Origin of the sequence: Marinospirillum sp. (assembly GCF_044810985.1) — a bacterium.
GTDB lineage: Bacteria > Pseudomonadota > Gammaproteobacteria > Pseudomonadales > Halomonadaceae > Marinospirillum.
Genome location: NZ_CP085242.1, coordinates 2,552,539 through 2,567,120, shown reverse-complemented (window position 1 = coordinate 2,567,120; position 14,582 = coordinate 2,552,539). Strand labels below are relative to the sequence as shown.

General features: G+C 54.3%; 13 protein-coding genes. All 13 read right to left on the bottom strand.

The features are described 5' to 3' along the window. Positions 1-76 precede the first annotated feature (76 nt). On the bottom strand, positions 77-2,173 hold the full coding sequence (locus LG323_RS12100; RefSeq protein ID WP_404416523.1) for a TonB-dependent siderophore receptor: 2,097 nt from the start codon (positions 2,171-2,173) through the stop codon (positions 77-79). Positions 2,174-2,321: 148 nt separating this feature from the next. Continuing rightward, entirely contained in the window at positions 2,322-4,148 is a 1,827-nt protein-coding gene (locus LG323_RS12095; RefSeq protein ID WP_404416520.1) for an ABC transporter ATP-binding protein, read from the bottom strand. Positions 4,149-4,175: 27 nt separating this feature from the next. After that, complete coding sequence (gene fhuB / locus LG323_RS12090; protein ID WP_404416517.1) at positions 4,176-6,131, bottom strand: Fe(3+)-hydroxamate ABC transporter permease FhuB; 1,956 nt, start codon at positions 6,129-6,131, stop codon at positions 4,176-4,178. After that, the gene (locus LG323_RS12085) at positions 6,131-7,048 is read right to left on the bottom strand and encodes an ABC transporter substrate-binding protein (RefSeq protein WP_404416514.1); all 918 of its coding nucleotides are present in this window, start codon (positions 7,046-7,048) and stop codon (positions 6,131-6,133) included. The genes fhuB and LG323_RS12085 overlap by 1 nt, the downstream gene beginning before the upstream one ends. A gap of 35 nt (positions 7,049-7,083) precedes the next feature. Beyond that, positions 7,084-7,851, bottom strand: coding sequence for an ABC transporter ATP-binding protein (locus tag LG323_RS12080; RefSeq protein ID WP_404416511.1), 768 nt, complete (start codon positions 7,849-7,851; stop codon positions 7,084-7,086). Beyond that, a complete protein-coding gene (locus tag LG323_RS12075) occupies positions 7,835-8,611 on the bottom strand; it encodes a siderophore ferric iron reductase (RefSeq protein ID WP_404416508.1) in 777 nt (258 codons plus the stop codon). The genes LG323_RS12080 and LG323_RS12075 overlap by 17 nt, the downstream gene beginning before the upstream one ends. 206 nt (positions 8,612-8,817) lie before the next feature. After that, the gene (gene thrC, locus LG323_RS12070; RefSeq protein WP_404416505.1) at positions 8,818-10,215 is read right to left on the bottom strand and encodes a threonine synthase; all 1,398 of its coding nucleotides are present in this window, start codon (positions 10,213-10,215) and stop codon (positions 8,818-8,820) included. A gap of 26 nt (positions 10,216-10,241) precedes the next feature. Next, complete coding sequence (locus LG323_RS12065) at positions 10,242-11,546, bottom strand: homoserine dehydrogenase (RefSeq protein ID WP_404416502.1); 1,305 nt, start codon at positions 11,544-11,546, stop codon at positions 10,242-10,244. Positions 11,547-11,573: 27 nt separating this feature from the next. Next, a complete protein-coding gene (locus LG323_RS12060; RefSeq protein WP_404416499.1) occupies positions 11,574-12,299 on the bottom strand; it encodes a DsbC family protein in 726 nt (241 codons plus the stop codon). Between the two features lie 128 nt (positions 12,300-12,427). Further along, positions 12,428-12,784 (bottom strand): 50S ribosomal protein L19, encoded by a 357-nt coding sequence (rplS, locus tag LG323_RS12055; protein WP_310695950.1) that lies wholly within the window; start codon positions 12,782-12,784, stop codon positions 12,428-12,430. A 17-nt stretch (positions 12,785-12,801) separates the two neighbouring features. Continuing rightward, positions 12,802-13,572, bottom strand: a complete 771-nt coding sequence (gene trmD / locus LG323_RS12050) for a tRNA (guanosine(37)-N1)-methyltransferase TrmD (protein ID WP_310695971.1) — start codon at positions 13,570-13,572, stop codon at positions 12,802-12,804. Between the two features lie 26 nt (positions 13,573-13,598). Then, positions 13,599-14,138, bottom strand: coding sequence for a ribosome maturation factor RimM (gene rimM / locus LG323_RS12045; protein WP_310695949.1), 540 nt, complete (start codon positions 14,136-14,138; stop codon positions 13,599-13,601). A gap of 44 nt (positions 14,139-14,182) precedes the next feature. Then, positions 14,183-14,431 (bottom strand): 30S ribosomal protein S16, encoded by a 249-nt coding sequence (gene rpsP / locus LG323_RS12040; protein WP_310695948.1) that lies wholly within the window; start codon positions 14,429-14,431, stop codon positions 14,183-14,185. Positions 14,432-14,582 lie beyond the last annotated feature (151 nt).

The window sequence follows — 14,582 nt, the reverse complement described above, 5'->3', positions numbered from 1 at the left end:
TTTACAGGAAGTAGCAAAAAAGCCTTTGCATTCCCTGCAAAGGCCTGGTTGGTCAAACAACTAGAAAAGCTGTTTTTCAGTACTGCCAGTCCAGTTTCAACTGGGCACTGGCTGGCGCTCCATAATAAGCCTGATCCCACATCACACTGTTGATGTATTTTTCATCGGTGATGTTGTTCAGATTCAGGCTCACCTGGAACTGCTCATTAAAGCGATAGGCCGCCATCAGGTCAGCCAGGGCGTAAGCTTCCTGCTCGGCAACACTGCTCGAGACTTTGCTTTGCCAACGCACCGACCCTCCCACACGCAGCTTGGGTAGATGGGGCACCTGATAGTTGGCCGCCAGCTTCAACTGATTGCGCGGAATTTCTTCCCGGCTATCCTCGCCCTCAGCATCCTTGATGATCCAGTGGGTAAAACCGGCACTGGTGTGCAGACCGGAAAGAACTTCACCGGCCAGATCCAGCTCAACCCCCTCACTGGTCATGCCATCCACGCCCTGATAGTAGTCATCAACACCGGCTGTACCGCCGGGGCGGGTACCCACCTTTTCGGCCACATTATCCTGGCGGGTATGAAAAATAGCCAAAGAGGCCTGGGCCTGGCCTTCAGCAAACAGTGTTTTGACGCCTCCCTCAAAGGTGCGGCCCTGGACGGGATCCAGAAAGTCACCGGAAAGATCCTCTTCGGTTTGAGGGTCAAAAATCTCTGTATAGCTGCTATAAAGTGAAAGCTCCGGGGTCAGTTGGTAAACCACACCGGCATAGGGAACCGGAACCAGGTCGTATTCAGTTTCCTTGCTGGTACCATAGGTACTGCCTTCGGTATCCAACTGAGTCAGACGCAAACCAGCAATAACACTCAAAGGCTCGCTGAGCGTCAGGCGGGTGGCCGCAAAAAGACTGGTCTGGCTGGTGGTCCACTCACTGCCATCTTCACTGGCATCAAAAGCTGGTTCCGGATAGCTGCCATCAAAAGCTTCCTTGGCTCCCAAATTTGTACCTATTTCCTGGCCATAGAGGGATTTATCCCAGACTTCTGAGCGATACCACTGCAGTCCGGCCATAAATTCCTGTTGATGACCGTTGACCACAAAATCACCGTTGAGCTGCAAATCACCGATGATATCTTCTGTCGTCATATCGTAGCGGCTGGGGTAAGCCTTCAGGCCCAGTCCGGTATTGCGATCCGGTGTTCCATACACGTAAAACAATTTGCTGTCGGAGTCGGTTTCGTTACGGGTCAAACGTCCCAGCAAAGTCCAGCCATTGCTCAAAGTGTTCTGCAGTTCCAGAAAACTGCTGCGACTGGTGTTGTTCCAGTAGGCCCAGTCCGCCGAAGTGCTGGTGGAAACATCGTAATCCGTGGAGCTGCCATCCGTGTATTGCATGGGCAGAGCCCCCCACAAAGGGCTGTCGGTTTCATCGGCCTGTTCACTGTGGCCCAGAGTTAACAAAAGCTCCGGAGCCAAATCGGCTTCGACGACACCATAAACTGCGCCCCGCTGTTTGCCATAGCGATCCAGGTAAGAGTCACCGTTTTCCAGCGCCATCACCAGACGCCCCCGAACCTTTCCTGATTCCATCAAGCGCCCGGACACATCCCCCTCGGTGCGCACTTGATTCCAGGAGCCTGCCAGCAAGCTGGCTGAAGCGGCAAATTCCTGGGTTGGACGTTTGCGAACCAGATTAACGGTCGCGGAAGGATTGCCACTGCCGGACATGAGGCCATTGGCTCCACGCAAGATCTCGACCCGTTCATAAAAAACCGTGTCCAGATCACCCATGATATTGCCGTATGCAGAAGGCACACCAACACCATCCAACTGAAAGTTGGTGATATCAAACCCGCGGGCCGTGTAATAGGTACGATCTGTCTCCACCTTCTCAACTGTGACTCCTGGGGTCAGAGTCAAAAGACCATTGAGGTCATTGAGATTAAAGTCTTCGATCTGCTGGCGGGTGACCACGCTCTGACTCTGCGGAGTTTGCATGGAATCCAAAGCCAGTCCGGTTCCACTGTTGGGCAAAGGAGCCAGATAACGCTCACCGGACAAGCTGTTACCGCGAATTTCCAGGGTATCCAGGGTTTCCGGCGCTTCTTCAGCCTGCACTCCGGTTGTGCCCATAACCGCAAGCAGCGCAATAAACAGATCACTTTTTTTGAATTGCATGGATATACCTACTTATTTTCTGATCAATGGTAGCCGGCTTGAATAGCCTGGCCCTTTTCTGGAATCTTAATCAGACAGTTAAGCCAATAAGAATCATTGCTTTTCAAATAAAAAAGCTGTCCTCCTGGCCTGTCCGAAAAGATGCTTTTTAACCTCCTACAAAACCCCCGCTTTGATGCTGCCAGAGACGGGCGTAGCGCCCACCTTTCGCCAGCAGTTCAGCATGGCTGCCCTGTTCAACCACCTGTCCATGATCCATAACCAACAGGCGGTCCATGGCGGCCAGGGTGGAAAGACGATGGGCAATGGCAATCACGGTCTTGCCAGCCATCATCTGTTCCAGATTCTCCTGAATAACGGCTTCCACTTCCGAGTCCAGGGCTGAAGTGGCTTCATCCAGAATCAACAGGGGAGCATCTTTCAGGAGAACGCGAGCCAGGGCGATGCGTTGGCGTTGGCCTCCGGAAAGTTTGATGCCTTTTTCTCCCACCTGAGCGTCATAGCCACTCAGCCCCTGACTGTCCGTCAGTCCACTGACAAATTCATCCACCTGCGCCTTATGCGCAGCTTCCAACATTTGTTGCTCATCCGCATCCGGCCTGCCGTAAAGCAGGTTTTCACGGATGGATCGATGCAAGAGGGCCGTATCCTGGCTGACCAGGCCAATGGCTGCGCGCAGGCTTTCCTGGGTGGCCTCGGCAATATCCTGACCATCAATACGTATGCGCCCCCCCTGCAGGTTGTGAAAACGCAACAGCAGGCTGACCAGAGTGGACTTCCCGCCTCCGGAGGTACCCACCAGACCCACTTTTTCACCGGGTTGCACGGTCAGCGAAAGCTCCTTAAAGAGAGCGGGCTTCCCCGGATACGCAAAGGTGACACGATCAAACTCTATTTTTCCCCGGCTGAGCTGCAACGGGCTGGCATCGGGTGAGTCGGTGACTGCCTGGGGCTGGGACAGGGTTTTCATGCCATCCTGCACGGTGCCGATATTGCGAAACAGAGCCGCGATTTCCCACATGATGAACTGGGACAGGCTTTTCAAACGCAGAGTCAGGGACACAGCAATGGTAATGGCACCTGCGGTGACCTGCCCTTCTGCCCACAGGAAGATCGACAAGGCAACGGTCATAAAAATCAGCAGGGCATTCAGCAGCCAAAGGGAAACGTTCAAGCGGGTGATCCGTCTCATCAGGGGGTAAACGGCCCCCAGAAAAGAATCCATACTGCGCCGAATATAATTGGCCTCGCGGCTGGAATGGGAAAAGAGTTTCACGGTATTGAAATGGGTGTAGCTATCCACCAGTTGCCCGGTCATTTCTGATTGGGCATGGGCCTGCACACTGGCCTCTTCACGCAGACGGGGAACCTGAGTCACCAGTAGAAGTAGGTAGCAGCCCACCCAGGCCAATAATGGCAAGGAAAGCCGCCAGTCGGAAGCCAGAATCAAGCCCAGCATGCCGGACAGGTATACCAGCACATAAAGCAGGACATCCAGCAGTTTCATCACGGTTTCACGCAAGGACTCGGAAGTCTGCATGACCTTGGTGGCCAGGCGCCCGGCAAATTCATCCTGATAAAAATCATGGCTTTGGCGTAAAAGATAGCGATGCGCACGCCAGCGAATGGCCATGCTGTAGTTGACGAAAAGCGCCTGATGAAACAGCAGGGAGTGAAATACCACAGCCAGGGGCAGAACCACCAATACCAGAAAGCCCATCTGCCAGAGTTGATCCGCCTGCTGGACAAAAAATTCTTCTGGTTGATATTCAGAAAGCCAATCCACCAGGTTGCCCAGAAAGTTGAACAGGGCAACTTCAATGCTGGCCAGAACCAGAGTCAGACCCCCCAGAGCCAACAAGGCTTTTTCATAGCCTTTTGTGTAATATCGAAAGAAAGCCAGAAGATTGCTCGGTGGCTGCTCGATACGAGCTTCAGGAAAAGGTTGTGTCAGGCGTTCAAAAAAACGAAACATCAAAGCAATAACTCCGGCACAAGAAAATCAGGTTAAACGGTGACGCGCCAGCAGCCAGATAAAATAGCTGCCGCCCAGAACCGAAGCGAGAATACCGGCAGGCAATTGCATGGGGTACAAAAGCACCCGACCCAGCCAGTCTGAGAGAAGAAGAACCAGGGCTCCCACGCCAGCCCCCACCAACAGTTGTTGATGCAGCTTCCGGGCACCCAAAAGGCTGGCCAGATGGGGTGCCAGCAACCCCACAAAAGCAATAGGCCCCATCAGGGAAGTCACCAGGGCTGTCATCGAAGCCACCAGCACCAGTAGAAGCATTCGGGCCAGGTTAAGGGGCAGCCCTCGGGCCAGGGCAAAAGCATCCCCTATGGTAATCAGGTTGAGGGAGCGCTGACCCAACCAGGCCAACAACCCCATAACCAGGGTGCCGCCACTGAGCAACAGGGCATCCCTGGCTTCCAGGCGATAGGTGGAACCCGATAACCAGCCAAGAAGCTCACGGGCTTCCTCCCCACCCCGAGCCAGAGAAAATTGCACCAGGGCATCCAGAACAGCAGCCAGAGCAATCCCCATCAGTGCCATGACCCCTGGTGCATAGCCATGACGTCGTCCGAGCAGCAGGAGCACCAATAAAACAACCAGACAACCCAGAAAGGCCACCGCGGGGCCATAATCCCTCAGGCTTCCACCAAAAAACATCACACTGAACACCAGAGCCAGAGTGGCCCCTGCTGAAAGCCCCATGATATCGGGACTCGCCAGGGGATTACGGATCAGCCTCTGCAAGAGAACACCTGCAAGAGCCAGCCCGGCCCCTCCGGCAACAGCCGCCAGGATCCGAGGCCAACGCAGGGAAAACACCAGGGAGTCCGGCCAGTGAAACACCCAGCCCTGCTCACTGGGAGACAACATCAGCGCAATCACCAGAGCTAACAACAAAGCCGCAACCAGCCATACCGGGGTCAAGGTAGCCAGCACCAACTGTTGGCCGGGTAACTGATAACGCCCCTCTGGACTGTGTAACTGACGACTGACCAACCAGATCAATGCCGGTGCCCCGATCAGCGCAGCAGCAGCTCCACTGGGCACCAGGTTGGGTAATAACTGGCTGAACTGCAGAGCCACAGCATCCGTTGCCAGCAAAAGCAAAGCCCCCAGCACGCTGCTGAACAGAAGTTCATCCGCGACTTTCCGGCTGCCCATTAACCGGGCCAGATTGGGTGTTAGAAGGCCGATAAAACCAATCAAGCCAACCGCGGTCACAGCCGAAGCGGTCAGCCAGAGAGCAGCCAGAAACAGCACCAGCATGACTGGCAAGAGACTCAGGCCGCGACCCTGAGCCGCCGTCTGACCCAATTTCAACAGGGTCAGGGGGCGGATCGCCAACAACAGGATCACAGGCATCAACAAAAGATGCGGCAGCAGCCCCTGCACCTTGGACCAGTCACTCTGAGCCAGATTTCCGGCTCCCCAGATAAACAGATTACGGGTGTAATGGTCGTTGAGCAGAATCAGGCCTACGGCCACAGCTCCCAGCAACAGGTTGACGGCCATCCCGGCCAGGACAATCGGCAAGCCGGAAAGCCCACTGCGACCGGCAATGATCAGTACCAACAGGGTCGCCAGAACAGCTCCGAGCATGGCCCCCCAGGTTCCCTGATCGGCAGCCAGAGCGGGCCAGAGCAGGGTCATGACCAAAAGCCCCAGCCAAGCTCCCGAGGAGGCACCCAGTGTCATGGGCGAAACCAGCCTATTTTGCAGCAGTTGTTGCAAAAGACTGCCTGCCAGACCCAGAGCACTTCCCACCAGAATGGCCATACTCACCCGGGAAAGGCCTGCATAGTAAAACTGGAAATCTTGAAAATCAGTTAACTCCTGTCCCAGCAGGATCTGCCACTGCTCAGCCAGCGACAGGCTGTGCTCCAGTTGCAAATGCAGCCCGGCAACCAGCAGCAACAAAATAAAAGTCAGGAAGTAACGCAGCATCAGGAGTTCAGTTCCAGCAAGGCCTGAGTAATGGCTTCGGCAATATATTCAATGGACAGGGGGCCACCATAGGTCCAGACGGGCTGCACAGCGGCTACCCGACCTTTGCGCACAAACGGCAGCTGTTGCCACAGAGGCATTTTCTGCAGGGCCGCCTTCTGGGCAAAGGGTTCAATATAAAGCAGGGTTCCCTGACCGACAGCCGCCAGGTCAGTGAGTGTTTTCTGGGTCTGGCCCCAGGTGGTCACCGGTTGCGGCAAAGCCGGTTTCAACCCCAGAGCATCAGTTGCCGCCTTGACCATGGAATTGCGTCCATAAACCCTGACATGGGCGGTATCGACAAAACGCACCACAGCGACTTCCGGCAACCCTTTCGGGTAACTTGCTTGCAAACGTTCCCGCAGTTTCTGCAATTGCTGATCCCGCAAGGAAAGCCTTTCGCGGGCAACTTCTTCCCGATCCAACAGACGTGCCAACTCCAGAAAAGAAGCCTCAACGGCAGATGGATTGTGGTGATCTGCGCGGTAATTATCGAAATAAACCACCGGCGCCACCCTTTCGAGCTTTTTCTTGAGCCCCAGTTGCTGCGTACCTATCAGGATCAAATCGGGTTGCAGGCTGGCAATCAACTCGATACTGGGTTCACCACGGCGTCCAACATCCTTGATGCCACTGGGCAGTTGCGGGTGCACAACCCAGTCTTGATAACCGCGCTTGTCTGCCATCCCCACCGGCGTTATGCCCAGTTCAATCAACTCTTCGGTGACGGCCCAGTTGAGTGCCACCACCCGGGTTGGCTTTTCGGCAAAGACTTGCTCACCCAGACTGTCCTGAATACGCACATCCGCCTGCACTGAAGCAGTCAACACACAACAGCAGACAATCAGGCTTCTGAGCAGCCATTGATCAAGGAGCATAGGGATTCCTCAGGTTTAAAAAGGTAATGAAGGCGTCAGGCCACCACCGCGACCGGATGCTGTTGCACCGGATGACTGCAAAGACGAATATCCAGGTCGTAGAGATCCGAAAGGCATTTCTCATCCAGCATCTGGGTCGGAGTGCCATCAAACACCAGGCGGCCTTTTTTAAGGGCCAGAATTCGATCCGCATAGCGGCAGGCAAGATTGACATCGTGAAGGATCACCACCACGCCCCGCTGGGAATCGCGGTTGAGCTGATAAAGCAGCTTCATCAGCTCATACTGGTGGGTGAGATCCAGGGCCGAGGTCGGCTCGTCCAACAACAGCAGGGGAGATTCCTGTGCCAGAAGCATGGCAACCCAGGCGCGCTGACGCTCACCTCCAGAAAGCAGGTCGGTCAATTGATCCGCCAGCTCAGCGACATCCGTTTCGCACATGGCTTTGGCGACCTTTTCATAATCACCGGCCTGCCAGCGCCCCAGCAAACCACGCCAGGGGTAGCGTCCCAACAAAACCAGATCCCTGACGGTCAGCCCACCCACTTCAGGCAACTTTTGTGGCAAAAAAGCCAGCTGGCGAGCCAGGTTACGCTGCGAGAGACTGTTGAGTTCCTGGTCGTCCAGCAGAACCTGTCCACGATCAGGCTGGATTTGTCGTGCCAGCAGATTCATCAGCGTGGACTTTCCCGAACCATTGTGGCCCAGAATGACCGTTACCTGATCTTTGGCCAGGGTCAGGGTCGGTATACTGAGAAGAACTCTTTCTTGTCTTACGACTTCTACTTCATTGAGCTGTAGCATGCTTTTCATGTTCCTGCTTAAGGCGCAATAATCTTTCTTCTCGTCCCAGCCGGGGGCAAGTGTTGCAGAGCTCACCATCACGACGGCGATAGTGCTGACAGCAGGCTTTCCGATTCAGAACCAGTCTTTGCTGACCGGAATCCAGCTGCACACTCATCAAGCCACTGGCTTGCTGAAGTTCGAGTTCTTGCAGCCAGGTATCCGCGGTTTCAGCCAGCCAGGCATTATCGGCATTCAGTGAAGCCTGCAGATGCAACAAACCACTCAGTAATCGGTCAGCCAACAGGCCCCGTGCCAGGGCAGGATTGACTCGGATCACTGCTCCCAGTTGTTGCTGCCAGGCTTCACTGGTTGCTTTGAGAATGCCTGCCTGTTGACGAAGAGCCTGATTGGAAACTGGATGAAGTGCTCTTGCCGGGAGACTGAACTCTGTCAAACCCGCCTCATCCCCTCTCTGCCCCAGCAACCGCAAATTCAGGGGTCTTTGCAAAAAGTGCACGGCCACCAGAGCCAACACCACCGGTTTCCACAGCAAAAGGCTCCAACTGCGAGCAAACCAGTAAAGCCTGCCAGCTTCAGGCCAGGATTGAGCCTGATAATCAACCAGCGCCTGAAGACTGGAAAAATTGTCCTGGGTCACCCGTAGCTCACCTGGACGCGGCTCGCCCAGATAACTCCGCATGCCGGGCAAGAGGCTTTGTACCTGTTGCAACAACTGCGTCAGGGGTTCATCGGGGTTGGCATTATTTCGCAGGCTCAAGAGAAGCTACTCCACTATTCAGACCCGTCACTAACTAGGGTCGCCAAGAATAGCATTTTGCATCTTAATGTCAATCATTATCATTTAGATAAGCGATTGGTAATAATTGTGTTTCGAAGAGAAGAAAGGATGGTCATAAGATTCGGCAAGCACAAAAAAAGGGAGCCGAAGCTCCCTGAAAACTGAGTATTTAAAATGAGGTTATATCAGGCAAGGGCCTGCTGTTCGGCAACAAACCGCTGGATGGCCTGAAGGTCAGAAGGCAAAACACTGTATTTTTCTTCCCGCTGCAGCAGATCACTCATGTGCAGAGGCAGTTTGGCACCTTCCTTAAAGCCAGCCTTGATAACCGCATCCTCAAATTTGGCGGGATGGGCTGTTGCCAGAGTCACCACTGGAGTCGCAGCATCCTTCGCACACTTCTGGGTGGCCAGGTAGGCCGTTGCGGTGTGGGGGTCGAGCAATTCCCCGGTGCGCTCAAAGGCATCGGCTATTACCCGCAGGATGCCCTGATCATCCAGACTGAAGCTGTCGAACAGCTCGCGGGCACTTTCCCAGGCTTTTGCATCCAGTTGTGTGGGTTCTTTCTGGAAAGTCTCCAGCAGATCCGCAATAGCTGATCCATCTTGCTGATAAAGGTCAAACAAGAGGCGCTCAAAGTTGGAAGAAACCACGATATCCATGGAAGGAGCTAGTGTGGGCTCCAAGGGCTTCTTACTGAAATCATTGTCATGCAGAGTGCGATGCAGAATATCATTGGCATTGGTGGCCACGATCAACTGCTTGACGGGCAAACCCATCTTGCGTGCCACATAACCGGCAAACACATCACCAAAGTTGGCCGAAGGCACACTGAACGAAACTTCCCGATGCGGTGCACCCAGTGCCACAGCACTGGTGAAGTAATACACCACCTGGGCCATGATGCGTGCCCAGTTGATGGAATTGACCGCAATCAGGCGCTGCCCTTTGAGGAAATCCTGGTTGGCAAAGCTGGCCTTGACCATGGCCTGGCAGTCATCAAAATCACCTTCCACAGCAATGTTGTGAACATTGGGAGCCAACACGGTGGTCATCTGGCGGCGCTGAACTTCAGAAACCCGGTTGTGGGGGTGGAGGATATAAATATCCACATGCGTACAGGGCTTGCAGCCTTCAATAGCGGCTGAACCGGTATCACCAGAGGTTGCCCCCATGATCACACCGCGCTCACCGCGCTTGGCCAGAAAGTGATCCAGCAGGCGACCCAGCAGTTGCAGTGCCACATCCTTGAAAGCCAGGGTCGGGCCGTGAAAAAGCTCCAGCAAAAAATGATTGCTGTCCAACTGTTTGAGAGGCGCGACCGCATCATGACTGAAGGAAGCATAGGTTTCCTTGAGCATCTGCCTGAAGGTTTCTTCAGGAATGCTGTCACCCACAAAAGGACGCATCACCCGAAAAGCAGCTTCGTGATAGGGCAGACCCGCCAGGTCAGCGATTTCGGCTTTGCTCATCTGGGGAAAACTTTCCGGTACGTAAAGACCGCCATCGGTGGCCATACCGGTAAGCACAACTTCTTCAAAGTTCAGGGCGGGCGCTTTCCCGCGGGTGCTGATATAACGCACGGCTTTATCTCACTTAAAATGAATAGTTATTGATCTTCAAGGCTTTCCACCCGGATGCGCATCACGCTACCGGCAATGTCGGCCAGGGATTCCAGCTGGCGAATCACTTCATTCATGGCCGCTTCCTTGGTGGTGTGGGTCAGCAGAATGATCGGGACCAAATCACCTTCCAGAGTGTCTTTCTGAATGATGGCCTCAATACTCACGCCCTGATCACTCAGGATAGTCGCCACACGTGCCAGTACACCGGGACGATCCACGGCCAGCAGACGCAGATAGTAGGCCGTTTCAATTTCATCCATGGGCAAGACCGGCAGATCATCTGCCTGTTCGGCAAAAGCCAGGTAAGGAACACGGGAGTCCGGTTCGGCACCCATTTCCCGGGCCACATCCACCAGGTCGGCAATCACCGCTGAGGCCGTGGGTTCGGCACCGGCACCGGCACCGTAATACAGCGTGGGGCCGACCGCATCACCGGATACCATGACCGCATTCATCACGCCATTGACATTGGCTAGCAAGCGTTCCTTGGGAACCAGGGTGGGATGGACTCGCAGTTCCAGGCCGCTGTCAGTACGGCGGGTGATGCCCAGGTGTTTGATCGCATAACCCAGGGCATCAGCCTGACGGATATCTTCAACATCAATCCGGCTGATCCCTTCGGTGTAGACCTTGTCAAAACTCAGGGGAACACCAAAGGCAATCGCGGAAAGAATCGCCAGCTTGTGAGCAGCATCGATGCCTTCAACATCAAAGGTTGGATCGGCTTCGGCATAACCCAGTGCCTGAGCTTCTTCGAGCATCTCGGTGAAGTCTGCACCCTTGTCATTCATATTGGTCAGGATGTAGTTGCCGGTGCCATTGATGATACCGGCAACCCAGTTGATCTTGTTGGCTGTCAGGCCTTCACGAATGGATTTGATGATGGGAATGCCGCCGGCCACAGCGGCTTCAAAGGCAACAATCACGCCGGCTTCACGCGCAGCCTGAAAGATTTCATTACCATAAACGGCAATCAGAGCCTTGTTGGCCGTCACCACATGCTTGCCGGAAGCGATGGCTTTCATCACTAGGTCATAGGCAGCATCGTAACCGCCGATCAGCTCCACCACGACATCAATTTCCGGGTTTTCGATGACATCCAGAACTTCCTGAGAGATATAAACACTGGAGGTGTCACATTCAGGATTGGCGCTGCGGGAGGCGACCTGCTCAACCACTATTGGACGGCCGGCTCGGCGGGCAATTTCACTGGCGTTACGCAGCAAAACATTGAACACACCACCGCCTACAGTTCCCAGGCCACAGATAGCGACTTTTACAGGTTTCAAAATACTCTCCTTACAATTTTTATTGAATTAAAGACCCAGCTGTTTCAGCAAGCGCTCAGCAGGCACATATCCGGGAATAATCTTGCCATCCGGCAGAACGATCGCTGGTGTACCCTGAACACCCTGGCTGCGACCCATTTCAAACTGCTCAGCAACCGGATTGTCACACTCGGCAGAGGTCAGATCTTCACCACCTTTGGCCCGGTTCATGGCCTTTTGGCGATCATCGGCACACCAGACATTGACCAGCTTCTGGTAAGCTTCGCTGTCCACACCCTGACGGGGAAAGGCCAGATAGCGCACCTCCACACCGGCGGCATTCAGCTCCGGCACTTCTCCGTGCAAGCGAATGCAGTAGGGACAAGTGATATCGGTGAAAATCTGAATAACAGCTTGAGTGTCTCCTTCAGCTGCAAAAACCACCTGATCTTCAGCCGGGATATCCTGCAGTTGCTGGCGACGTATTTGACTGCGGGTTTGTTCGGTTAAGTCGGTAACTCCCTGCTCGCCCAGACGCAGAAGACTTCCGGCCAGCAGGTATTGACCATCGGCGCTGATGTACAGCAGGTCACCTGAACTGAGTTGCACTTCATAAATATTATCCAGGGGGGTCGCCTTGAGTGATTCTATGGCAATCCGTGAGTCAATTTTTTGCAGCTGTTCTTGCAGAGCCTGTTGGTCAGGTTCCGCAGCCTGGACCAGACCCGTCCAGCCTAACAGCAAGGCCATCAGCAACCTTGAAAAACTGCGCATATCTTTCTCCTGAAGAGACCCACCAAAAAGCGACAGTATGCCTGTGAGCCGATCAAAAAACAAAAACGGGCACCCGCAGGCACCCGTCTTTTAACTGCACTGCCGCAAGGCAGATGACTGAACCCTGATCAGGCCAGCTTTTCCTTGATGCGTGCCGATTTACCTGAACGCTCGCGCAGGTAGTAGATCTTGGCCTGGCGAACATCACCACGACGCTTGACCTGAATGGAGTCAACCAGAGGGCTGTAAGTCTGGAAAGTACGCTCCACACCCATGCCGCTGGACATTTTACGAACCGTGAAAGCAGAGTTAAGGCCGCGGTTACGCTTGCCGATCACCACACCTTCGTAAGCCTGCAAACGCTCACGGTTACCCTCTTTAACTTTTACCTGAACGACAATGGTGTCGCCTGGGCCAAAGCTGGGGACTTCTTTGTTCATTTGTTCGGCTTCAAGAGCCTGGATAATGGGGTTTCTGTTACTCATTGCTGCTCGCTCCTAGACTAAGGCCGCTCGACTTGCGCCCTGGTAAGCGGGGCATCGTATTCGCGGATAAATTCTGCTAACAATTTCTGCTGCTCCTCATCCAACTGACGCTCGGTCAGCAGATCAGGTCGCCGCAACCAGGTTCGACCCAGCGCCTGCTTGAGACGCCACCGGCGTATAGCCTCATGGTTACCGCTCAGCAGCACCTCGGGAACGCCGTGCCCGTCGATCATTTCAGGTCTTGTGTAATGCGGACAGTCCAGCAAGCCTTCAGCAAAGGAATCTTCTTCTGCTGATGCCTCATGCCCCAGAACTCCGGGCACCAGGCGGGCCACCGAGTCCATCAGCACCATGGCTGCCAACTCTCCGCCACTCAGGACATAGTCACCTATCGACCATTCCTCATCGATTTCCGAGGCCATCAGGCGCTCATCAATCCCTTCATAACGACCAGCGACCAGAATATGCTTTGGCCTGGACGCCAGTTCCACTACGCCAGCCTGGTCCAGCTTGCGACCCTGAGGAGACAGGTAAACAACCCTGGCCTCTGGCCCAGCGGCCTCTTTGGCTGCCTGAATAGCAGCACGCAGAGGTTCAACCTTCATCAACATGCCGGGGCCACCGCCGTAAGGGCGATCATCCACAGTGCGGTGACGATCAGTTGTAAAATCCCGCGGATTCCAGAAGTCCACTTCCAGCAGACCCTGTTTGATACCCCGCGAGGTTACACCCTGCTCGGTGATAGCGGTGAACATCTGTGGAAACAGAGAAACGACACCAAACCACACCCTGCACATCTCACTTATTCAGTTGTTTAAAAGTCGGCATCCCAGTCAACTTCGAGAATGCCTGACTCCAGATTGACCTGCCTGATCACATCAGGCAGCAACCAGGGAATCAATCGTTCCTGCTTGTCCAGGCTGCCCTGGCTGGGTTTGACCACCAGCACATCATTGGCACCCGTTTCCAGCAGGTAGTCCACCTTGCCATACAGTTGGCCCTGGCAGTTAAACACCTGCAGGCCAATCAGCTGATTCCAGTAGTACTCCCCTTCATCAAGAGGCGGCAAGGCTTCTTCGGGCAAACGTATTTCCGCACCAGCCAATTGCTTTGCTGCTTCGGGGGTGTCATAGCCTTTGAGCTTAGCGACCAGACCCTTGCCCTGTTTGCGGCCATCCGTTTTTATGACTGTTAAAGTCTTGCCCTGATGCCTGAGCGTCCATTCCGGGTAATCAAGCAGGTTTTCCATCGGCTCGGTGTAGGAATACACCTTCACCCAGCCTTTAATGCCGAAAACACTGGTAATACGCCCCAGAAGGACTTCACTCTTTCCGCTTGTGTGCGGCTTGTTCATATACAACCCGGCTCACTTGCGAAATTTAAGTGATAAAACAGCAATTACTGCTGTTTTGCAGCTTCTTTAGCCAGCTTGGCTACGCGATCAGACAGCTGTGCGCCCTGGCCAACCCAGTGCTGCAGGCGATCCAGATCCAGGCGCAGACGCTCGGCGTCACCGCGGGCGACCGGGTTAAAGAAGCCCAGACGTTCAATGTAACGGCCATCACGCGCTTTGCGGGAATCAGTTACGTGTACATGATAAAATGGGCGCTTTTTTGCACCGCCACGAGCCAGACGAATGGTTACCATTGCAAGTCTTTCCTTTACGATATCCGGAAAATGCAGGTACAGGCCTGCCTATAAAGCCTGTCCCACTAAAAAATTTAGCGACCAGGGATGTTCAATTCGAGTAGCCAACCCCGCATTGAAAACCTGTTCAAAAGGCAAGGCACCCGAAAGG